The sequence below is a fragment of the Arthrobacter sp. 01T425 genome (assembly GCF_056398725.1).
Window position 1 is genome coordinate 13,901 of record NZ_JBFTPY010000030.1, and the last position, 21,273, is coordinate 35,173.

19 protein-coding genes are annotated in these 21,273 nt (G+C 63.7%); 7 read left to right on the forward strand and 12 right to left on the reverse strand.

Annotated features, from left to right (window positions below):
- Positions 1-22: 22 nt before the first annotated feature.
- Entirely contained in the window at positions 23-532 is a 510-nt protein-coding gene (locus tag AC1DNG_RS20970; RefSeq protein WP_476888215.1) for a hypothetical protein, read from the reverse strand.
- Positions 529-1,581: a CHAP domain-containing protein gene (locus AC1DNG_RS20975; protein WP_476888216.1), complete on the reverse strand. Its 1,053-nt coding sequence runs from the start codon at positions 1,579-1,581 to the stop codon at positions 529-531. The genes AC1DNG_RS20970 and AC1DNG_RS20975 overlap by 4 nt, the downstream gene beginning before the upstream one ends.
- 101 nt (positions 1,582-1,682) lie before the next feature.
- Here AC1DNG_RS20975 and AC1DNG_RS20980 point away from each other — a divergent pair, with 101 nt between their 5' ends.
- Positions 1,683-1,997, forward strand: coding sequence for an ArsR/SmtB family transcription factor (locus tag AC1DNG_RS20980; RefSeq protein WP_476888217.1), 315 nt, complete (start codon positions 1,683-1,685; stop codon positions 1,995-1,997).
- 116 nt (positions 1,998-2,113) lie between these two features.
- On the opposite strand, the gene AC1DNG_RS20985 is transcribed toward AC1DNG_RS20980, so the two are convergent.
- From AC1DNG_RS20985 to AC1DNG_RS20995, 3 genes are all read right to left on the reverse strand, one after another.
- A complete protein-coding gene (locus AC1DNG_RS20985) occupies positions 2,114-2,509 on the reverse strand; it encodes a hypothetical protein (protein WP_476888218.1) in 396 nt (131 codons plus the stop codon).
- A 1,231-nt stretch (positions 2,510-3,740) separates the two neighbouring features.
- Positions 3,741-4,727: a hypothetical protein gene (locus AC1DNG_RS20990; protein WP_476888219.1), complete on the reverse strand. Its 987-nt coding sequence runs from the start codon at positions 4,725-4,727 to the stop codon at positions 3,741-3,743.
- A complete protein-coding gene (locus AC1DNG_RS20995) occupies positions 4,727-5,257 on the reverse strand; it encodes a hypothetical protein (protein WP_476888220.1) in 531 nt (176 codons plus the stop codon). The genes AC1DNG_RS20990 and AC1DNG_RS20995 overlap by 1 nt, the downstream gene beginning before the upstream one ends.
- A gap of 492 nt (positions 5,258-5,749) precedes the next feature.
- On the opposite strand from AC1DNG_RS20995, the gene AC1DNG_RS21000 reads away from it, so the two are divergent.
- From AC1DNG_RS21000 to AC1DNG_RS21015, 4 genes are all read left to right on the forward strand, one after another.
- Positions 5,750-5,983: a hypothetical protein gene (locus AC1DNG_RS21000; protein ID WP_011689691.1), complete on the forward strand. Its 234-nt coding sequence runs from the start codon at positions 5,750-5,752 to the stop codon at positions 5,981-5,983.
- A 193-nt stretch (positions 5,984-6,176) separates the two neighbouring features.
- Positions 6,177-8,027, forward strand: a complete 1,851-nt coding sequence (locus AC1DNG_RS21005; RefSeq protein ID WP_476888221.1) for a MarR family transcriptional regulator — start codon at positions 6,177-6,179, stop codon at positions 8,025-8,027.
- A 1,510-nt stretch (positions 8,028-9,537) separates the two neighbouring features.
- The gene (locus tag AC1DNG_RS21010) at positions 9,538-10,362 is read left to right on the forward strand and encodes a ParA family protein (RefSeq protein ID WP_476888222.1); all 825 of its coding nucleotides are present in this window, start codon (positions 9,538-9,540) and stop codon (positions 10,360-10,362) included.
- A complete protein-coding gene (locus AC1DNG_RS21015) occupies positions 10,359-11,015 on the forward strand; it encodes a ParB family protein (protein ID WP_476888223.1) in 657 nt (218 codons plus the stop codon). Before AC1DNG_RS21010 ends, AC1DNG_RS21015 begins: the two co-directional genes overlap by 4 nt.
- Before the next feature lie 426 nt (positions 11,016-11,441).
- Here AC1DNG_RS21015 and AC1DNG_RS21020 read toward each other — a convergent pair whose 3' ends face one another.
- From AC1DNG_RS21020 to AC1DNG_RS21050, 7 genes are all read right to left on the reverse strand, one after another.
- Positions 11,442-12,653, reverse strand: coding sequence for a cytochrome P450 (locus AC1DNG_RS21020; protein WP_476888224.1), 1,212 nt, complete (start codon positions 12,651-12,653; stop codon positions 11,442-11,444).
- Complete coding sequence (gene bioD, locus AC1DNG_RS21025; protein WP_476888225.1) at positions 12,650-13,327, reverse strand: dethiobiotin synthase; 678 nt, start codon at positions 13,325-13,327, stop codon at positions 12,650-12,652. The genes AC1DNG_RS21020 and bioD overlap by 4 nt, the downstream gene beginning before the upstream one ends.
- Positions 13,324-14,481, reverse strand: a complete 1,158-nt coding sequence (locus AC1DNG_RS21030) for an 8-amino-7-oxononanoate synthase (protein WP_476888234.1) — start codon at positions 14,479-14,481, stop codon at positions 13,324-13,326. Before AC1DNG_RS21030 ends, bioD begins: the two co-directional genes overlap by 4 nt.
- A gap of 8 nt (positions 14,482-14,489) precedes the next feature.
- On the reverse strand, positions 14,490-15,869 hold the full coding sequence (locus AC1DNG_RS21035) for an adenosylmethionine--8-amino-7-oxononanoate transaminase (RefSeq protein ID WP_476888226.1): 1,380 nt from the start codon (positions 15,867-15,869) through the stop codon (positions 14,490-14,492).
- Entirely contained in the window at positions 15,866-16,120 is a 255-nt protein-coding gene (gene bsaP / locus AC1DNG_RS21040) for a biotin synthase auxiliary protein BsaP (RefSeq protein WP_476888227.1), read from the reverse strand. Before bsaP ends, AC1DNG_RS21035 begins: the two co-directional genes overlap by 4 nt.
- Positions 16,117-17,142 (reverse strand): biotin synthase BioB, encoded by a 1,026-nt coding sequence (gene bioB / locus AC1DNG_RS21045; protein WP_476888228.1) that lies wholly within the window; start codon positions 17,140-17,142, stop codon positions 16,117-16,119. The genes bsaP and bioB overlap by 4 nt, the downstream gene beginning before the upstream one ends.
- Before the next feature lie 687 nt (positions 17,143-17,829).
- Positions 17,830-18,168, reverse strand: coding sequence for a hypothetical protein (locus tag AC1DNG_RS21050; RefSeq protein ID WP_476888229.1), 339 nt, complete (start codon positions 18,166-18,168; stop codon positions 17,830-17,832).
- Positions 18,169-18,636: 468 nt separating this feature from the next.
- On the opposite strand from AC1DNG_RS21050, the gene AC1DNG_RS21055 reads away from it, so the two are divergent.
- The gene (locus AC1DNG_RS21055) at positions 18,637-19,317 is read left to right on the forward strand and encodes a hypothetical protein (RefSeq protein WP_476888230.1); all 681 of its coding nucleotides are present in this window, start codon (positions 18,637-18,639) and stop codon (positions 19,315-19,317) included.
- An 883-nt stretch (positions 19,318-20,200) separates the two neighbouring features.
- Positions 20,201-21,273: ABC transporter substrate-binding protein (locus tag AC1DNG_RS21060; RefSeq protein ID WP_476888231.1), on the forward strand; the 1,073-nt coding region annotated here is incomplete at its 3' end.

Sequence of the window (21,273 nt, forward strand, 5' to 3'; positions counted from 1 at the left end):
ATGAGATGGAGAGGTGCGGCACTTAGGACGAGGGCGGCGTGAGCCGGTTGACCTTCCACGGGGCGTCCTTGCCAGTGCGGAGCAGCTGCAACGTGTACGTCCCGGAGTTGGTGGGAACCGCTGCCATGACGCCGAAGCCGTTGGCTTCATCGACGCTCAGCGTGGCGGGGCCGGTGACGCGGCTGACCGGGACGTTGGACGGGTCCACCGCCGAGTAGTCAACGGTCGCCTGCGGAGTAAGCCAGCGGACCAGGTCATTGGCCCACTGCTTTTCCTCCACCGTGGGGCGGGCGAAGTCCGCCATTGCCTTCCCGGCGACTTCCACCGCTTTGTCCTTGCTGGCCTGATCCCAGGTGATGCCGATCGTGGCCGGGACCGTTCCCCCGGGGGCCTGGGGTCCGCTGTTGGCGCTCAAGGAGACCGGCGCAGACGCTGTGGGCTTGCTGGTTGATGCCGCGGGAGTCGTGTTCGCCACCGGTGCGCAGGAAACACAGAACAGGGACACGGCGAGCAGGGCCAAGGGCTTCTTCACTTCTTCTCCTCTTGAGTGGGCAGGTACAGGAAAGCTGAGGGAACGGTGTTAGCCACCGTCCGGGTGTAGTAGCTGTGGTCCGCCGGGGCCGGGTTGCCGTTGTAGCCCTCTTCGACGTAGGTCCCGTTGTCCTTGACTTCCTTGACCACGGCTACGTGGCCGAAGTTCGGGTCCGCTCCCCCGGCGCCTGGCGCGTACCAGACGACGGCGCCGACCCGCGGCGCGGTGCCGGTGGGCCAGCCGCGGGCGTTCCAGCCGTCCCGCCAGGAAAGGGCCGAGCCGAGTTTCACGCCGTCGGGCCGGAAGGTGCTGTTGAGGATCTTGTACGGGGCCGTGGTGCTGCCGAGCTGCTGGTTCACCCGCCACAGGGCGAAGTCCACACACTCACGGTTGAACATCCCCAAAGCGCTCGGCTGGTAGACGGCAGCGTTGGCCCACGGCAGGTCATCGCCCGCACCGGAAGCGCCGGGAATCCCGCAGCCCGGGCCGGTGAGGGAAAGCTTCGTGTCCGAGAGTTCGTGGACGATCTTCACTGCCGGGTCCCAGTAGCGCTGGTAGTGATACGGATCGGCGTTGCGTTGGACGCGGTTGGCCGCGATCGTCGGTTCCAGCAGCTCCCAGCCCTCGACCTGCTGCAGTGCTTTGACGAAGTTGGCCGCGCTGATGGACGGGTTCATGCGGTCTGCGTAGGAACCCCAGGCGCCGTTGTCGCGCTGCTGAAACAGACCCCTGGAATCCGGCCCCGCGCCGTCGCCGATATCCAACACCCGCAGGCCCGACTCCCCCAGGGCCGCCATCACGCTGACCATCTGGCCCTTGGCCGACAGGTTCAGGGACTTGCCCGCATTCATGATCGCTGCCGCGTTCGTCAGCTGCTCAGTCGAGTATCCGTCGATCGTGGTGTCAGAGCTGATCGACGCGGAAACCGAGGGGCCGCAATCGGCCGCAGCCGGAGTCGACCCGAAGAGCAGAACGATCGAAAGGACCAGGCCCAGGACGATCGCCGGCACGACAACAGCGGTGCCGATCAGCAGTCTCTTCGGCTTCATAGGGACCACACAGTCAGACTGTTTAGAACTCTATTGCTTAGTAATAGAGTACGGTGGCAAAAGAGGCATTGATTCTCCGTGGCGTCAGGCAAGATGGATCCATGCCAAGCCTGATTCGACCAAAACTGCCGCCCGAAGTCGAGGTGGCAATCAGTCTCATGGGCAACCGCGCCCGAGTAGATATCCTGCGCCGCTTGTCGATGCTCGGACCCTCGACCATTGGGCGCCTGCAGACTGCGGTGGATATCAGCCGACCCAGCCTGAATCGACACCTCGACTTTCTCGCCAAGGCGGGGGTGGTGAAGACCGATCCTCCGGCAGGTATGCGCCACGGCAAGGATGTCGTCTATATGGTTCAACCCGCTCGGCTCCGAGGGTTGACCCAGGAGTACGCCAGCTATGTCGAAGGAATGTGACCAGAACCGTCCCCGAACGCGCCGGTGGTACGACTCTGCTCGGCGGCGGTTCGTACAACTTATCGTGGTGGGCACTTGTCCACGATAGCAGGACTGAAACATGTTTCAACCATGATTCACTCGCGTTCGGGGTCGTTGCTTTCGTAGGAGTCCACATCGTCCAAGAGTGCGTTGATCGCCTCGAGGGTCTTAACGTCGATGTCGCCGAGAGTTCGGGCCGCGATGTTCTTCAGCTTGTTCCGGCGCATCTTCTTCAGGAGCTGCAGCTCCCGCTCAATTCGTTCCGGGAGTTCGCCGGATTCATCGGTCAGGTACGCCGGTTCCACTTTGAAGAATTTGGCCATGGCGACCAGGGCTTCTTTGGGGACGGTATCTGGCGATTCACCGGAGCGAATTCGCCACCAGCGCGTTCGAGAAAGCTCGTAGCCGTTTTCGCGCACGCCTGCCTGGATGTCGGCGAACTCGTAGGGTTCTCCGCCTTCGGCCACCACGACGTCCAGGAGGAGGTTCACCTTGCGAGCAAGGGTCTCCGCCCGCTCTAGCCGATCGCGGGGACTGTCACCGCCAACCATAAATTCAACCCCATTCAATTTCAATCGCTGTTAGCCGCAGCTTGTTCTCCGGCCGGGCCCGGCGGGAACCTATATTCATACCAACGGCGTACAGCCAGATCCCACCCTACCGGGTCTGAATTCCATTCTTGTGTGTGTCCGGAACAGTCGAACTCCACGAGTTCTATCTGGTCTTTATGTGTTTGCGCGAAGTGCGCGGAAGTTTCAAAGGGAACGGACCAGTCATTCCTGTTGTGGAGGATCAGGACCGGGATACTCAGGGCAGTCTGGAATCTGGCCCGATCAGAACCGCGCACCTCCAACGGACCCTCGAGGCCGGCCAGTCTGCTGAAGCCGTTGAGCGCTAGGAGCCGGGCTATGAGTGAGCCAAGGAGTTTTGGACACCGGTGATGGCGGGCGTTGGCACGCAATACGTCCTCCCAGACCAAAACCGGCGAGACCATAACGAGGCCCTTGATCATCTCTGCCAACGACGACCGCTGCACCGTATTTAGGGCCATCGTTGCCCCGAGGGACCAGCCAAACACCACACATTCAGTTCCGCCGCGCTCGGCAACAAACCGAAGAGCTGCTTCTAGATCGCGCCACTCCGATTCGCCCAAATGCGATCGAGCGTCTCTCGAGCGAGGGCCCTCGCCGTCATTCCGATATGAGATGACCAATGAGCTGAGTCCCATACGCGATGCGGTCTCAACCCCACGAAGCGTCTGTGCCCGGGCGCTCCCTTGCCCATGGACATGAATGGCCCAGCGGTCAGTTCCCCGGTCGATCATCCAGGCAGGGGCTGGGCCGAGAGTTGTCTCGACAAAAGTCTCGACCACGTCAGCCGCAGCGGACGATGGATCGACCGAGACAATGCCACTCCACCTCCCTCTGGACTCCAAGGACAGGCCCGCCGGCCGATACAGGAGGCTACGCGTGACCCTGCCGTCACTGGTGGAAATGACCGGACCGATGACGGCCGGGGGGCCGCCTGCCGAGAGCTGCAGGCCGAACTGCCCGGGCGCCAGCGTGTGTCTCGTGGCTGGGAGCTCGATTTGGCTATCGGAAATTGCCAAAGGGGCGGTGCCGTAGCGGCGCCTGTACGTGGCTGAAGTCGCCTGACGGGCGGCCCATGCCGCACCGGCAAGGGCGCCCGCAGCACCAAGTAGCCCGGACCAGGCAACAGCCTTCAGCGGGGACGCCACGACACCCGCTCGAGGTGGTCGGAGGCGCTGGCCAGTTTTCCGAGGCCCTCGGTGCCGATTCTGTCTCTTGCCTCGGGATCCCGGGCCAGGGAGTCCTGGATCTCCACAATCATGCGGTGCAGCTCGCTGCGCCGGCGGTCCGGGCGTTTCGGAACCACGCCAAGGTCCAGCGTCAGCCCGGCGTTCCCGGCTACTGCCCGTCCCCAGACAGGTTCCAAGCCCGCAAGCACCGAGCTGGTTCGCGCCGTTTCGTAGATGGCAGTGACTTTGCGGCTGCCAGGAGGCAAAGCCATACCGGTGCAAAGAAAAAGGAACGTAGCCGAATTCAACACCGCGTAAATTCCGGACAGGGAGGAGAGTGCCTCAACCTTACCGAGCACGTGAAGTGCATCCAGTACGAGCACATCGACGACGAACAGAACGGCGGACAGGCATCCCAAGCCAACAAGCGCGAACGCTACGGTGTAGATTCCGGTGGTCCAGACCTTCCGAAAGCGCACGCAGGTCCAGCCTGCGGCGGCCATGACCGCGCCAATGTAGAGGTACTGGCCAGCCGAATATAGGGCCGCCGCCCACTGCCCTCCGTAATCCCGCATGAACGACGTCGACGTAACAGGAGCATCGACCAGAACGAACCAGATGATCGCCGATATCGCTGTGCCCGCAAGTCCTGCTTTGGCCAATACCTCGTACGAGGATTTCCTGCCGTAGGACGCCGGCTGTGCAGCCCGATGAATTGCCCGGGCGAGAAAAGAGACACCCGCCAGCAAGAGAAGGTTCGCTCCAAGGTCTGCATAGTTCCTCCCGCCGACCCACCCATCTGCGAGCAGGTATACAGGGTTAATATTGAGGACCATGGAAACGGATATCAGCACCGAAGCCCATAGGATGCTGGTGTCTTTACCCTGACCGCGTGACGCGATGACGATGAGCGTCAGGGTGACCATCAGCCCCGCTGCGATGATCTCCATCAGCCGAAGACCTCCTCGAAGGCGCCCGGTTCACCAGGCCCTGCCCTCAACGCCTCAGCCATTAGATCGGCAAGGTACTCGGCCGTGGCCTCTTCCAAGGTCCGGAACTCGGTCCGCATGAGGGCCCTGCGCACAATCTCCGGAGACAGGCCACGAAAGCCGCTCTTTAGGACGGTGCCCGCACCGGGGGTAGTGTCGTGGCCCAGGACCATGTGAGCAAGTTCGTGAAGAATGAACTGCTGACGCTGCAGCTCCCAAGGCGTCGGGGGATGAAACACCCACTCGATCTTCGCCCCCGGCAACCACAGACCACAGATGGATGTGCCGACCAACTTCTCGGTGGCACGAATCCGGATTCGCTTGCCGCGGAGGTCTTCGACGACGCTCAGAAGCAGACTCAGAGTCGGACCGACTGGCAGTTCCAATGCCGCGAATGCGCCGGATGCATCGCGGAAAGCCTGTTCAGATGTAGTTACAGACAGGGAACGCAGAGCTTGCGTCACAACAACATGACCCTTCAATAGCTTCAATAGGGATAGACTAGTTTGAAACATGTTTCAAACATGTTTTAGTCTGGTTTAGGGTTCAGCATATCCCGGGCAGAACGGCCCAACCATATCAAGAGGGACTCAGAAGTGCTTGCCATCACCAGGGGAAGGAGGTCGTCCATGGCTGACGCCCCGACACCGCACCCACCCACCCGCGAAGCGTCCGAATGCAGCCCCTCCGCCGTCAACCTTCCAGTTGGCGGGGCCACCGAAAGAGCGACTCATGTCGGCGGGTCGGACGGCCATCCCACCAGGAAGATAGAGTTTCAGCGCAGGCCTGCGAAGCCCAAGGAAAGTGCGGTGCGACACGCGGAGTCGTTTTCTGTAAACAAATCCCCGAATGTCGCCGAAAGCAGTGCTAATTTCGATTCAGCCGATAGCTGTAAACAGAAACCTCACAGTGGTCGACTCCAGGTAGCACCAGCGATGAAGCAGCCACAACCGCAGGTTGTGCGAGATTCAAAGGACATGACCATGAGCGCAGTAATCAATCGTGGAGGCGGACGCCCCAGCAAGGGCCTACGCAAATACATTGGCTTCCGCACGCAGGCTAAGACCGCGGAGGACGTTCAGATGATCGCTGCCGCCAAAGGCATGACTGTCACTGATTACGTTTCCTCTGCCGTCGACCGGTCCCTGCGCGAAGACCTGGCATTGCTGGATCATTTCGCGCACCAGGAGGAACTGCCGATCCGCATAGCCTCATAACAGAAGAAGGCCCGCACTAGGCGGGCCTTCGAAGCTGAAGATCCACGATCCGGGAAGCTTGCCGGCGAACAGATCGTAGATCGGATGGAAGACCTTCACAGGACTTCATTTGTGTTGCAAAACCGATCCTGCAAGATCGGCCCTTAGTCATTCCCTCGACAGGAACAGCATCATCGTACAACAGCACGCCCGCGTGCTGCCAGCCACATACAGCGCTGGCGTGTCGCGCGGGCCATCCTCAACGCACAGCCCCGCTCAAGCGTGGGCTGCCTTGGCGCCTCTTCTCGCAGGTCAGCCCCGAGTTCGCCTCTCTCGAGACGCCGGCAAGACGTACCCGCAAAAGCACGAGCGCACTCTCAGTGAGACGCTGCCCACGTTCCCTGCGGCGGTGCGGATTTTTGGCAAGGACGGCACCTGCGCTGCGATTTTCCTTGACTTTGACTCGTCCGTCGCCGGTATTGACTGGGTCGAGGCCGACGTTCGCGCTGTCCAGACGTGGCTGCACTCGGTCGGTGCCCGCTGGATTGAGGACTACTCCCCCAATGGCGGCCGGCACGTCTACATCCCGCTCGAGCAGCGGGTCACGTTTTCTGAAGCGCGTGATCTTGTCGAGGCGCTGGGTACCCGGTACCGGAGCCTGGACAAGACCCCGCACCAGAACCTCCTGCATGGCTGCATGCGCACACCCGGATCCCCGCACAAACGCGGCGGCCACCAGGAACTCGCCATGTCATTGTCCATGGCCTACGACGTTGCCCGGCGGCCCAACTCGGCCACCGCATGGGCAGCCATGAACGCCGACCTGGCGGGGGAGATCACCGCGGTCAGGGCGCTCCGTCTCGAAGGCACGATCACACCGGCCACCGCCGAGACGTCCCGATTCCAGCACCCGGCCGGGCGGATGTCCCGGGCCATGCAGCTGATGGCCCAGACGGGGCTATACGACACCAACCGGTACGCCTCCGATTCGGAGGCACGACAGGCCATTGTCACGGGGGCCGCGGCCGCCGGACTGGAACTCGTCGACGTCGAACGCCGGATGATGCAGGGGACCTGGCCCGGACTGGCATCTTTCTATGCCCGCTACGCCTCCCGGCACCGGGTTCCGGCATTGCGCAGGGACTGGCTGAATGCGATCGCGTATCTGAGCAAAAACGCCGGGACCAGGGACGGAAAGAACAATGCCCGTATATTCCCCACAAGCCAGCCAAATACACAGCCCCCCGTACTGCAGGGAAATCCGATCTCATCAAATCCCGATGGTGAGCATCGGTTCATCCGGACCTGGCGAAATGCACTGCGGTTGAAGGAACACTCCTACACCGAGTCAAGGACAGGGCTGGCCAGGAGAATGGTGCTGAGGTCGTTGGGGGAGGCAGCACACATGACGGCGTCCAGGTTCATTGAATTCGGTGACCGGTCCATCGCGGTGGCCACCGGCCTCGACCACACCACGGTCGGATCACACCTCAGAGCCCTGCGCAACGAGAAGGACCCGTTGGTGACCCTCGTTGAACGGGGCCGCGGTACCAAGGGAGACCTTTACATGCTAACCGTGCCGGAGGAGGTGAAGACGGCGGCTGAAGACCTGACTTGGCGGAAGGGGAAAATCCACGCGCTTCGGCCAGTTTTCAGGGAACTGGGACTGCCGGCGGCCTTCGTGTACGAGGCACTGGAACACTCCCCCGGCCTGTCAACATCCGAGATCGTAAAGCTGACCAGGCTCTCGAGGACAGCTGTCAGTGAGGCGCTTGAGGTGATGGCCGCCTGGAACATGATCGCCCGGAACCACGCACGGGCCTGGTCGGTGGTGGCATCGACGTCACTGAAAGACCTCGCCGAGCACTTCGGGGTCATGGAAGCTGTGGCAGCGCAGCTGCGGCGCTACCGGATCGAACGGATCCTGTGGAAGGAATGGCTGTCCAAGAACGTCAACACCGTCGCCGAGCTCCTCTCCCCCGGCGAGGACTACCCGTGGGAAGCCTTCGAGGGTCCACCTGATGAGTGGGCGCTCACGGACATGGCATTCACTAGGACTGGCTAACTTGGTTGACGGATCATTGCGCCGATCTTATTTGCGATGCCCTTCTCATGCCATTCCGCGGGCGATGTGGTTGATAGTGCCCCGGCCGGGCGATGATCCCCGCTCCCCCGACGTCACGACTGTGCCGCCGGCCGGGTCAATTCCACATCGGAATGCGCAAATGGTTCCATTGGAGAAAAGGCGGCGACCACACCGCACCTACTCCCCCGCGCTGCCGCAACTATAGAAGACCAGTTCCAGCGTGGCCTAGGGTGACGGTTACCCTTCGGGACGTGCACTCCCCTGGCCGGCGTCGGGCGTCCGCCGACACAACGTAAGCAACTACGTGCCTGGAGAATGTTCGGCCCCATGCCCCAAAGAGACGTCATGAGCAAATGCCACCATTGACCCATAATCGGAAATGTCTCCTTTTGCGCACATCCACGCATCCGGTCCTGACTCCCCCTCGTCACCCAAATGCCTGCCGACAGAAAGAGAACGATTTCCTCGAGACTACAAATGGAACCATTTGCCCGCGAGCACACCCAGGCGGGGTGCACCGGTTCCGGTTCCCGGGGAGAGGGTCGTCAGGAAACTTCGTCGGCCAGGGAAGAATCCACCGCTCGGTGATTGCCCTGGTGCTGGTCTAGCCGGCAGTGGAGTGGACGGGAGTAAGCCGAGTGACTTCAGCGCCAGTGTGGAGTGGTCCGGGAAGAGCGCCCCCTGACCTGGCTCGGTGCCTGTGGAGCTGGCAGCATGGGCTGCCAGCGCATATGTCACCATATGCGCATAAGGCACTTTTTGCGGCAGATCCGGAATTTTCTTAAATCTCTCCATTTGAGTTATTGGTACTAAAAACGCATGTGGTGGCATTTGCGTTAGCACCTGATTGGCGCAAATCCCACCATAGGCGGCCGGGTAGAACCTGGACCGCCCGCCCGCAAATACCTCCATTTTTAGAATCGAATGTTGCACCTCTTTGTTGCCCGCTCCTTTGAGCAAATGCCACCATATGCGCAACGGGCTTTGCCATTTCCGGCGAGACACCGCTTACTCAAATAGAACCATTTGCGACAAGCTGTCAGGGCGGCGCTCTGTATAGCCCCACTTTTTAGCCGACCTGTGCCACCACGCTCGACATGCGCAAAAAGGAAGCACTACGCGGGAACCCCAACCTGAGGCAGAGGGTCCTCAGGATCCATTGAATTTGCGCAAATGGTTCTTTTTGCGCACCAGTCGACATGCTTGCTCCATTGCGGCATGCGGAAAAGGTTCCATAGGTGGAAACATGCGCAAAGAGTGGTATATGCGCCGTTTTCTCAAGCTGCGCTTTTGGTGCCATTTGCACCAAAGGTGGGATACGCGTGAAAAGAACCATTTGCGCCGCGACTCCCGCGTGGCGCTCAAGCAGACCGGAGGAGCACCGCTAGTCTGGTCTCATCGGTTGCCGGCCCGATGAGTTCCCGTCACACGGGGGGGCCTTCTGCCGCACCGTTTTTCTACCAGGAGTGCAACGGAAGGTACCCAAGACATGTCGGCAAAGATCATCGCCGTTTGCAACCAAAAGGGTGGCGTCGGCAAGACGACCCTCGTGACCGGACTGGCTGAGGTCTTTTCCAGAACGCTCGGTAAAAAGGTCCTAGTCATCGACGCGGACCCGCAGTACAACGTGACCTCCGCTCTGGGCGTGACGGGACCGGAGTTCACCCTTAACGATGTCCTCTACGGCGACGAGTCGAACAACCAGAAGATCATGCCGGGTGTCGCTGGCGACGCCATCATGCCGGCGGGGGAAGCCTGGCAGCCAAAGGCCGACAAGAATGAATCTTTCCCGCGCCTCGACCTGATCGCGGCCGAACGCAATCTGGCATCCCGCGAACGCGACTCTATGATGGCCCGCGAGCACCGGCTTCGGATCGCCCTGAAGGGTGTCGCGGACGAATACGACATCGTCCTGATCGACTGCGCACCATCGCTGGGGCTCCTGACCGTCAACGCCCTGACGGCAGCCACGCACGCTCTTCTGATAACCGAGCCCCGGGTCGCCTCAGTAGAGGGACTGTCCGAAATCGTTACGACCATCGGCGAGGTCCAGGAGAACCTGAACGAGAACATCGAGCTCCTGGGTGTCATCGTCAACAAGCAAAAGAAGCGTGCTGACCAGGTGCACTGGATTGAGAAGATCAACGCCAACTTCGGTGACCTCGTCTTCGAACCGATGCTTCAGGACCGCGAAGTGTTCGCCAAGGCGCAGGCGGCCTCGCAGCCGCTGCGGGCATGGGGCTCCGAAGCCGCCCCGCATCGGGCCGACCTGGTCCAGCTGGCCACGCAGATCTGGAAAGGTGCAGAGTCATGAACCGCCCAGGACCCGCCCCGGAACGCGGAGGCACCCCCGTCGCTCTCGACGCCGTCCGGAAACGCAGCGGACTGACCAAGGCACGCAACACCAGCGTCATCGCCGACATGACGCGCATGGCAGATGAGCCGGCCGCGGATCCACAGCCGGCGACACTGCAATCCGTACCGACCTCCATGGCAGACCCCGAGCAGATACCTACCTCCGCAGCACCCGCACTTCCACCGGCGCCGACTGAGGTAGCGCCGGTTCAACCCGCTCCCGTAGTCGCGGTGCCGGTAGTCCAGCAGGCCACCGCGCAACAGGCGCCGGCTCAGCAGCCCCAACATGTCACCTACATGCCGCCGGTCCAGCCGGTGCAGCACCCTCCGCAGCAGGTCCAAGCCGTTCTGCGGCAACCGGCTCCCGAGCCGTCGGAGCCGGAAAAGAAGAAGTACCGGAAGACCAGCTTCTTCCAGTCGAAGGAGTCGGGCGCCCGGATGCGATCCGCGTACATGGCGACCCGTCACCTGACCGGATCCAGAACACTCTCGGACTTCATCCTCGCTGCCGTGGAGCGTGAGGTCGAGGCTTTGGAGCGCCAGTACAACGAAGGGAACTTGTTCACCGCAGACCCGGGCAGTGTTCCTCGAGGCAGGCCCCTGGAGACTTAGGCCTAACGGTCCTAGCAGTGGAGTGCATCCGCTCGTCATGCAGCTATTGAGCCTTAGGGTCATGCTCCTCATGCCCGTGGTTCATGAAATCTGGCAGGATCGAGTAGGCCTCCTCGGCTGCCATGGCTGGCAGATTAATCTGGGCCCTTGGTTGGGGGCAGTAAGTGACTTCCCCCGCTTCGCGCGCAGAGCGGCTGTCAATCAATAGCGCTCCTCTATCAGAAGGGCCGTGTGGTTGGGGTATACCCCAACCGGACGTCAGGTAAGGGCCTGCGTTCATGTCAGGCTACGGTTGCTTTGCCCGAATCTGACACCCGTGCCGAGGGTCTTGGATTTCAACCTGACATGTGACAGATGGGTTCGGGATTTGCCGTTGGGGGAGCGGTCTCAGGGCGGGAAGACTGCCTCTTTTGATGCTGGTCGTTGTCAGGAACCTCTCGTGCGGTCAGTTTTCCTGTTCGTCACGGTGACTGTCCGGGGTGCCTGGAAGGACAGGAACCGGATCCACTCGGGCTCGTGGCCCCGTAATTGGATTTCTGGTAGTACTGAGGCGGTTTCTTGGACGATGATGGCCGCTTCGAGTTCTGCGAGTTTGGCGCCGAGGCAGCGGTGGATGCCCGAGCCGAAGACCAGTCCGTAGGCGGTCGAGGGTCTGGTGGGCGCGGTGTGTGTCTGCGGGGGCCATCTGCCCGGTTCGACGGGGGCCGTGATGTGGTTGCCGGAGAGTTCGAGCAGGATTTCCGTGCCGGCCAGGATCTGCTCCCCGGCCAGCCTTGTGTCCTGGGCTGCCACGCGGCGCCAGGTAGGGACGGATGATTCGGTGGCAAGCACGTGCCGGACCATGGACGTGGAGCCTGCCTCAGAGGCCGCGTCGGTCCAGCTCACAGGCGCTGACCCTTCCAGGAGGCGGAACAGGGCGGTGCTGATCAACTGGGTAGTGGTTTCCTGTCCGGCGATCAGAAGGAAGTAGCCGAGCGAACAGATCTCGGGGGTGGACAAACCGTGGTCGGCGAGGGATTTGAACAGGTTGCGCCCGGGGGCCGTGACGGACTCGCCAACGAGCTGGCGCAGCCAGACGTAGAAGCCGGCGGCGCTGTGGGCGAGTTCGAGTTGCCGGGTTTCGTCGGGCCATCCCCAGAACAGTTCCATGGACTCAAGGCCCCAGCGCTTGAGCGGAACCATGTCCCGGACCGGCAGCCCGAGGAGTTCGAGCATGACGACCGCCGGCGGGAACGCCGCCACAGCCTGAACCAGGTCCACGTGGCCGGTGCGGCCGAGCTGCTGCGCTGCGTACACCGCAGCTTCCTGCGCAAGTTCCCGGATGCGCGGCTCCATGGCGGCGACCGTGGCCGGGGTGAAATAGCCCGCGACAACCTTGCGGATCCCCGCATGCGCGTCCGTGTCGTTGCTGGCCAGAACGGGAGGCAATGCGAAGCGCACGCGCTGCAGCACCCGCAGGGCCCCTCCCGACAACGGCGTCACCGCGACCAAGGCATTGGCGGGGCTGAAATCGGTCGGCCGGTGCAGGACGTCCCGGACGGCCTCCGGGTCACGCACCACCAAGTACGGGCACTGGGCCTGTTGAAGGCTTTTCGTCTGCGGCGCTACGGGTCCAGCGGCCGGTAGTGATGCATTCATGCGAGCAGTCCGTTCAGCCATGCCGCCGCCTCTGTACGGAAACGTGCCGGGATCAGTTCCGAGGCCCGTTCCGGAAGGGCGCCGAGGAAGGGAGCTGGCAGCGATCCGAGCGCGTCCCGGTTGCTGCGGTGGACAAACTCAGGGGCGGATGGCCAGCTCCCGAGCACCAGGCCAAGGACCCGAAGATCCCGGGCGGCCAGCGCTTCGAGAGTCAGCGCGGTGTGGTTCAGGGTCCCGAGGGCCGGTCGGGCGACAAGCACGAACTCGGCCGCCAGAAGCGAGCCCAGGTCGGCGAGCGTGCCGCCGTCGGAGTCCAGCTCCACGAGCAGGCCGCCCGCGCCCTCCACCAGGACGTGGTCGTGGGACGCGGCGAGCTCGCGGACGCGTGCGGCATGCACGGCCAGCCGGGGGAGTGGTGTTCCGTCGAGGGCGGCGGCCGCGACGGGCGCCAATGGCTCGTGGAGCACGACGCCGGTTTCTGCTGTCACGGCGCCGGCGAGCCGAAGGATCTCGGCCGCGTCGGAATCGCCGGCGGCGGCTCCCGACTGGCAGGGCTTGTAGACCGCGACGCTGCGCCCCGTTCCGTGGAGGACGGCGGCGAGGGCCGCCGTCGTGATGGTCTTGCCGACGCCGGTGTCCGTTCCGGTGACCAGGATGATGCCGGGCAGGATCATGGAAGTTCCTCCAAAATGCCGCGCAGCACTGCGCAGCTCTCGTCGATTTCCTCGGATGTCAGGGTGGCGCGTGCGGTGAGCCGGAGCCGCGATATCCCATCGGGGACGGACGGCGGGCGGAAGCAACCGACCCGCACCCCCGCCAGGCGCGCGGCCTCCGCAGCGGCCCGGGCCGCTGCGGCGGACGGCAGGGGAATGGACTGCACGGCCCCCGCCGCTCGCTCGATCGTGGCCCCGCGGCCCGCAAGAACGAGGCCCAGACCTGCGGCCAGTGCCGCGGCGTTGTCCCGGACGGCTCCCGCGCGCCAGGGCTCGTCCCTGATGATCCGCACCCCGGCGAGGGCCGCCGCTGCCGAGGCCGGGGCCAGCCCGGTGTCGAAGATGAAGCTTCTGGCCCGGTTGATGAGGTGTTCGCGCAGCAGGGGTGGGCCGAGGACTGCCCCGCCCTGGCTGCCCAGGGCTTTGGACAGCGTTGCCGTGAGAACCACGTTCGGGTGTCCGGCGAGGTCCGTCCCGGCCACGGAACCGCGACCCTGAAAGCTGCCGGTGCCGGTGACTCCGAGGCTGTGCGCCTCGTCGATGAGCAGCACGGCGTCGTGTTGCTCTGCCAAAGCCAGCAGGTCCGTGAGCGGGGCCTCGTCGCCGAGGACGCTGTAGAGGGATTCGACGGCGATGAGTGCGCGCGGCTCCGGACGGTCGGCGAGCAGCAGGCGGGCATCTTCAACGCTGTTGTGGGTGAACGATTCGGCGCGGGAGCGGCTGAGCCGGAATCCGTCGATCATCGAGGCGTGGCAGTGTTCATCCGCGACGATCAGGGTCCCGGGGCCGCCCAGCGCCGTGATCACGCCGATGTTTGCCAGGTACCCGGAGGAGAACACCAGTCCTGTTTCCATCCCGGTGAGCATGGCCAGTTCCTGCTCGAGGTCCAGGTGCAGCTGGGTGGTTCCGGCGACCAGACGCGAGGATGTGGCGCCCGTGCCCCACTGCGAAGCGGCCGCCGCCGCCGCCCCCGCAACCCGCGGGTCCGCCGAAAGCCCCAGATAGTCGTTGCTGGCCAGGTCGATGAACTGTTCGTCCGCGGCGCGGGGGACAGGGCATCGGTCCAGGCCACGCCGGTCCCGAACGGTGGCCTGCCGCTCGAGCCATTGGGTCATCGAGGCGCTCATGCCGCACCTCCGGACCGTGCTGTGACTCCGGACCGTGTTGGGGCGGGCTCGTGAACTTCGGCGACGGCTGCCGTCATGCCCGCGGTGATGCGTTCGATGTCCGCCGCGGTGCTGATGTACGGGGGCATGGTGTAGACGAGGTTCCGGAACGGGCGCACCCAGACCCCGTGCCGGATGGCCGCGGCAGTGACCGCGGCGACGTCAACATTGTCGTGGAGTTCGATGACCCCGACCGCCCCGAGAGTGCGGACATCCCGCACAGCCTCCAGGTCCCGGGCAGGGGCGAGCCCGGACTCCAGGCCGGCGGCTATCCGGGCGACGTCGGCCCGCCAGCCGCCGCCGTCGATGATGCCCAGGCTGGCGTTGGCCACTGCACACGCCAGCGGGTTGCCCATGAAGGTGGGGCCGTGCAGCAGCGCCCCGGCCCGGCCGTTGGAAATCGTCGACGCAATCTCGTCCGTGCAGAGCATGGCGGCGAGGGTCAGGTAGCCTCCGGTCAGGGCCTTGCCCACGCACATGATGTCCGGGACGACGCCTGTGTGACCGGCGGCAAACAGCTCGCCCGTACGGCCAAAACCGGTGGCGATCTCATCGAAAATGAGCAGCAGCCCGTGCCGGTCCGCCACCTGCCGCAACGCTGTGAGGCATTCGGCCGGGTAGGCGTGCATGCCTCCGGCCCCCTGGAGCAGCGGTTCGACGATGATGGCGGCCAGCTCCCCGGAATGCGCGGCTGCGATGTCTTGGAGCTCCGAGGCCCACGCCTGAACCGACTCTGGGGTTGCCGACGCAGCGGCCGGGGGACGGGGAGCAAACACGTTGCCGGCCAGCAAGCCGGGGAAGGCCGAGTGCATGCCGTCCACGGGATCGCAGACCCCCATCGCCGCGAAGGTGTCGCCGTGATATCCGCCGCGGATACTTAGGAACCGCTGCCTTTTGGGGTGGCCAGATGCGGTTTGGAACTGGACGGCCAGCTTCAGAGCGACCTCCACCGACACCGAGCCGGAATCTGCAAGGAAGACCCGCTCCAGGCCCGGCCGCCCTGGCGCGCAAGGGGCCATGTCCACCAGCCGCTCGGCCAGTTCCACCGCCGGGGCATGGGTCAGGCCGCCGAACATCACATGGCTGAAGCTATCCAGCTGCCGCTTCGCCGCGGCGTCCAGCACGGGGTGGCGGTAACCATGGATCGCCGACCACCACGAGGACATGGCATCCACCACGTTGTGCCGCGTGCCGTCGTCGCCGCGGAGCCGCAGGTGCACGCCCTCGGCCGCTTCGACTTCCCACAGCGGGAGGGCCGGGGACGCCGGGGCATACGGGTGCCACAGGCGTGCGCGGTCCCGCTGAATCAGGCTCCCTTCGGCCGGGACCGGTGTCATCGGACCATCACTCCGTGGCGGGAGCATTCGGCGGACCAGCCCGCCGGTGTGACCTGGACCTTCATCCGCCGCCGGCAGGCGGCGCAATAGCGCGGGGGTTCCAGCACCAGCCGTTGCCGGCAGGGGAGGTGCGGGTCCGACGACGGGAGAGAGCCGCCGTCGTCGGGCTCCCCGCAGTGCCCGCAATACGTGCCGGTGGCCGGGGCCGCCGGGTCGCCGGTGACGTGCGGTTTCTCGCGTGAAGCTTTCACAGCGTCTTCTGGAATTCCTTGATGGGCATGTTCAGCTCGACCAGCAGGTTCAGGTCCGCGTCGGCGGGACGGCCCAGCGTGGTGAGGTAGTTGCCGACAATGACGGCGTTGATGCCGCCGAGCAGGCCGTCCCTGGTGCCGAGATCGCCGAGGGTCAGCTCCCGGCCGCCGGCGTAGCGCAGCACAGTCCTGGGCATGGCCAGCCGGAACGCGGCAATCGCGCGCAGCGCGTCCTTGCCGTCCATGATCCCCTGGTTCTCCAGCGGGGTCCCGGGCCGGGGGTTCAGGAAGTTCAAAGGGACCTCGTGGGGTTCGAGGGCCGCGAGCTGGGCGGCGAGTTCGGCCCGCTGTTCGAGCGATTCACCCATGCCGATCAGGGCCCCGCAGCAGAGCTCCATGCCGGCAGCCTTGACCATGGCGCAGGTCTCCAGGCGCTCCTCGTAGCTGTGCGTGGTGACCACCTCGGGGAAGTAGCTGCGCGCGGTTTCCAGGTTGTGGTTGTAGCGGTGGACGCCCCAGGCCGCGAGCTGGTCCACCTGGCGCTGGGTGAGCATGCCCAGCGAGCAGGCGATGTTGATCTCCACGGCTTCGTTGATGCGGTCGATCGCGAACTTGATCTGGTTCATCAGTTTGATGTCGGGCCCGCGGACGGCCGCCACGATGCAGAACTCCGTTGCCCCGGTCGCCGCCGTTTCCTTGGCCGCCTTGACCAGTTCCGGGATATCGAGCCACACGCCGCGGACGGGGGAGTCGAAGAGCCCTGACTGGCTGCAGAAGTGGCAGTCCTCCGGGCATCCGCCGGTCTTGATGGAGATGATGCCCTCCACCTCCACGTCCTCGCCGCAGTGCCTGAGCCGGACCTCATGGGCCAGCTGGAGAGCTGCCGGAAGCGCGTCATCGGGAAGGCGCAGGACGTCCACGAGCTGGTCCTGCGTCAGCCCGCGTCCTTCTTCCAGGACCTGCTGACGGGCTGTTTCGAGAATCTTGTTCCGGGTGATCGCCGGATCTGCCTGAATCGTCATTGATGGTCCTCTGCGCTGACTGTGGGTATATCTCAACGCTGACGCTAGTTTCCGGCTGAAGTCAGGATTTTGTCGGATAGCTACAAGCAGGCGGCAGCCGCATTGTTCGCCATGGTTTATGACATTGGTCTAAGAGGATCTTCGAGATCCACCGGAGGGTAGGACGACGCAGTGATTCCTCCACAGGAAACACTGTGTGGAAATCCTGAGCACTAAGCCTCAAAGGAATGTACCGCAGGAGGTAGGTCCTGACCCCGCTGACCCGGGGCTTGAAATCCCCCCGCTGTAGAGGTCGAGCCGAGGCGGCGGAAGGATTCCGCTTCGAACACGGCACACCATCGCTGGTTCACGACCCACCTCGAGCACAGTTCCGGCCATTGGAACAGCAACCGGGATGCAAAGAGCAAGGGCCGGCGGGAGGTCGTGGGCCGCACCATTGCCTGCGCGCTGGCTCCACACGCGTTGACACAACGGAGCCGACCGCTTGAGGGAACACGAGAGCCGAACGCTGCGTTGGCCGCCCCCACCATGGTTACTCCGACCACTTTCGGTCGGAATCGAATCGGCGAGTGGCCAGGACGTTGAAGAGCAGCCGACGACCGGGACCGGCTTGCGAGACGGTTCGTGAGGCAGGGGCACTCCTTTTGCGCAGCGGGAATGCGACTCGGTTGTGTGTTCTCAGGCCGACTAGAGAACGAAAGCTGCCTCGGAAGTGAGGCTCTGGCGCACGGATGCTACGGCCGCCTCGGCGGCGCTCAGGTGTATTGCGTCGATGTCCTCGAGGGGGTGCAGACGACGCGTCAGCAGGGTTGTTGCAGTGGCGATGGCATCGATGCAGGTCAGCGCGCAGACGGTGGTCGCGTCAGAAGGCGGGGGAGCTGTGGTGCACAAGAGGATTCTGCGGCAGACCCTGGTGCAGGACTTCGCATCTGCGATGCGGAAACGGCGAACCATGGACGAGCCCACGGCAGCGACGCAATTGAAGGCTAGCACCAGCTCCGGGCCCAATTTGTCGATCGGGTTCATACTCCATTGTTGGTTCAACGCTGTCTGGAATCCCAGTCACATGATTTTTGGGGACTACTTACGGCGACGCATACACGGTTCCATCGATAGGATCGAGTTCCCTGCCGTCCCGAACAGGACTTCACGTGCCGTAGTGAATTTTGTCCTTTTGATGCGCAACCATAAAATCGCTGTAGAAAACGACTTCATGCTGCTGGACCGGCTACGAGAATGTCGATGCATCCTAGGCATATTACGAATTAAAACCGCCGCTAACGTCGGCGAAGGATCTCCCGGTTACGTGACGCTAACCTGCCCGCGCGAGCGTCGACGCCGATATGGAGCCCCCAGACGCCATAGGCGCCCGCCCCGCGCCCACCCCGCCTGGTGTGGGACGGGATCCACGTAACCAGAGGCAGACCACCCGAATGGACGATGTCCGTGGACGCAGGGAGGTGGTCCGGTTCCATTTACCAACTGAGGACTGGAATGAACGGAAATACACACTGGAGTGTTCCCCGCGCCACGCCAGAGAATATCTTTAGGGTCGGGCCTCCGGTCCCGAACGCGCACAAAGCGCGAGCCGGATCACTCGTCAACGAACTTTCAGTCCGTCTCTGGGAGGAACGGCGCCATCTCGAATCCTTGCATTCTGTTCTGGACGCAAATATCCGCAAAGTGATGCTGTATCCCCGGGACGCCGGGCAAGGGCAGTTACAGGTCAGGGAAATCTATACCGAACTCCAGATCGCTGGTCTCGCACGGTGCATGGCGGCGCAGACTCTGGCAGAGGAATGGAACCTCAAGGAAGGCCCCTCTCTCCAGCAACTGATATGCGCCGCTCCGGTCGAACCGTGGGCATATATTTTCTCGCTCCACCTTGAGGCTTTTCAGGAGACCGTGGGGCGTATCGAGCAACTCTGGGCGGAGTTGTGTTTCCCTCCAATCCGTGTCGCCCGCTCCTCCGCCGCAGCAGAGGCCCAGGCCAGGGTGGACATAGCGTCGGAGAAACCTCAGGAACTCCGTAAGAGTTCCAAAGCGGCGGGCAGGCACAACTGCATCAGCCCGGCCTCTTCCGCACCGATTCCCCGCGCTCTTCGGGACTTCATCAGCGAAACCTGGCCTCACGGACGGCCGATTACCACAGGATTTTTCACGGCAGGGGAATAGGTGGGAAGCTGTCGCGGCCGGTTTGTGCGACCGGAGGGGGCACCGTGCTCTGTCCTTGATCGGGGAACGCAGCCCGCTCTCGGGCTCTCAGCCAGAATGCACGCGACTGCTTCGTCGGAAGTCAGATCCTGGCGCAGCGATGTCATGGCGGCCTCGGCATTGCTGAGAGGTGTGGTGTCGATGTCATCGAGCGGGTGGAGATGACGGGCGAGCAGGACGGTGGCTCCAGTGAGGGCGTCCAATCACGATAGTGCCTGGACAATGTCGGCCATTTCCAATGGCGGGGAAGGCGCGGCCCACAACCGGATCCTGCGGCAGACCCTGGTGCAGGCCTTCGCATCTTCGATGCGGAAATGACGGAACATCGAGGAGCCCAGGGCCGATACACAGGCGGAATCCCTCGCCAGCTCCGGGCCTGACTGTTCGGTTGGGTCCATAATTCAATGTGAGCGGGCCGCTGTCTGGCATTCCAGTCACGGGTGTTGTGACAAATTTGAAGGCTTGCCCGTGTCCGGCTAACCACGACGCTGGGCTGCTGCTGGGGTCACGGTTCCCGCACGCGGGACCCTCAGCAGCGGGAGGTCCGATGAACGTTTACGACGCAGGGTGACCTTCCGTGTCCGCCAGTGACCTTCAGTGTCCGCGGGTGACCTACGGTGACGCCGCCCGTTGTTGGGATCCGGAAAGGGTCCGTAGTGTCATGCCAAGCCGCCGTTCCGGCACGCTGAAACAACCTACCTGTGGCGTTCCACCTGTTCCGGGAGCGTTAGCGGTTACGCCTGACCTGACCCGATCTGAACACTCGATCGCCAGCTGTGGCGCCCTGATCAGGTCATCGGCCACAGACCCTCTCCGGTTCCCCCATTCACTGAAGGACATTTCCATGACATCCAATGACCAGCCAGGGTCCATCCGCATTGTTGCGGGAGAAACCCGAGGCTCCAACCGTCCCCGTGGTCGTAAGATCGCCCTCGTCGCCGCTCTGGTGCTCCTGATCGGCGGCGGCGCCGCGGTGGCGTCGACGGTTTCGCGCAACAATGAAGCAGCGGCTGCCCCGGCCGCGGCTGGCCCCGCCACGGAGCTCCGGCTGGGCTACTTTGGCAACATCACCCACGCTCCGGCCCTGGTGGGTGTCAACAAGGGGTTCATCGCCAAGGAACTCGGCCAGACCAAGCTCAGCACGCAGGTCTTCAACGCCGGCCCGGCAGCGATCGAGGCCCTCAACGCCGGCGCCATCGACGCCACGTACATCGGCCCCAACCCGGCCATCAACTCCTATGTCAAGAGCAGCGGCCAGTCCATCAGCATCATCGCCGGCGCCGCGGCCGGCGGGGCACAGCTGGTGGTCAAACCCGGTATCAACTCGGCGGCCGACCTGAAGGGCAAGACGCTGGCGTCGCCGCAGCTCGGCGGCACGCAGGACGTCGCTCTCCGCGCGTGGCTCGGCAAGCAGGGCTTCAAGACCTCCACGGACGGCAGCGGCGACGTCGCGATCAACCCGACCGAGAACGCCCAGACCCTCAAACTGTTCCAGGACGGCAAGCTCGACGGCGCGTGGCTGCCCGAGCCCTGGGCCTCCCGCCTGGTGCTCCAGGCCGGCGCGAAGGTCCTGGTCGATGAGAAGGACCTGTGGGAGAAGGGCGAGTTCGTCACCACCGTCCTGATCGTCAACAAGACGTTCGCGGCCGAGCACCCTGCCACCGTGCAGGCGCTCCTCAAGGGCCATGTTGAATCCGTCGACTGGCTCAACGCGGCGCCCGCCGCCGAGAAAGCCACCGTCCTCAATGATGGACTCAAGGCAGCGGCCGGCAAGGCGTTGCCGGCCGACGTCATCGACCGGTCCCTGAAGAACATTGTCTTCACCACCGACCCGCTCGCAGGGACGTACAAGAAGCTGCTCCAGGACGGCGTCGACGCCGGCACCACCAAGCAGGCCGACATCAACGGCATCTTCGA

Excerpts from the sequence above, each read along its gene's own strand:
- AC1DNG_RS20975 (WP_476888216.1), bottom strand. The coding sequence starts at position 1,581 with ATGAAGCCGAAGAGACTGCTGATCGGCACCGCTGTTGTCGTGCCGGCG.
- AC1DNG_RS20980 (WP_476888217.1), top strand. The coding sequence starts at position 1,683 with ATGCCAAGCCTGATTCGACCAAAACTGCCGCCCGAAGTCGAGGTGGCA.
- AC1DNG_RS20990 (WP_476888219.1), bottom strand. The coding sequence starts at position 4,727 with ATGGAGATCATCGCAGCGGGGCTGATGGTCACCCTGACGCTCATCGTC.
- AC1DNG_RS21000 (WP_011689691.1), top strand. The coding sequence starts at position 5,750 with ATGAGCGCAGTAATCAATCGTGGAGGCGGACGCCCCAGCAAGGGCCTA.
- AC1DNG_RS21010 (WP_476888222.1), top strand. The coding sequence starts at position 9,538 with ATGTCGGCAAAGATCATCGCCGTTTGCAACCAAAAGGGTGGCGTCGGC.
- AC1DNG_RS21015 (WP_476888223.1), top strand. The coding sequence starts at position 10,359 with ATGAACCGCCCAGGACCCGCCCCGGAACGCGGAGGCACCCCCGTCGCT.
- AC1DNG_RS21020 (WP_476888224.1), bottom strand. The coding sequence starts at position 12,653 with ATGAATGCATCACTACCGGCCGCTGGACCCGTAGCGCCGCAGACGAAA.
- bioD (WP_476888225.1), bottom strand. The coding sequence starts at position 13,327 with ATGATCCTGCCCGGCATCATCCTGGTCACCGGAACGGACACCGGCGTC.
- AC1DNG_RS21030 (WP_476888234.1), bottom strand. The coding sequence starts at position 14,481 with ATGACCCAATGGCTCGAGCGGCAGGCCACCGTTCGGGACCGGCGTGGC.
- AC1DNG_RS21035 (WP_476888226.1), bottom strand. The coding sequence starts at position 15,869 with ATGACACCGGTCCCGGCCGAAGGGAGCCTGATTCAGCGGGACCGCGCA.
- bioB (WP_476888228.1), bottom strand. The coding sequence starts at position 17,142 with ATGACGATTCAGGCAGATCCGGCGATCACCCGGAACAAGATTCTCGAA.
- AC1DNG_RS21050 (WP_476888229.1), bottom strand. The coding sequence starts at position 18,168 with ATGAACCCGATCGACAAATTGGGCCCGGAGCTGGTGCTAGCCTTCAAT.
- AC1DNG_RS21055 (WP_476888230.1), top strand. The coding sequence starts at position 18,637 with ATGAACGGAAATACACACTGGAGTGTTCCCCGCGCCACGCCAGAGAAT.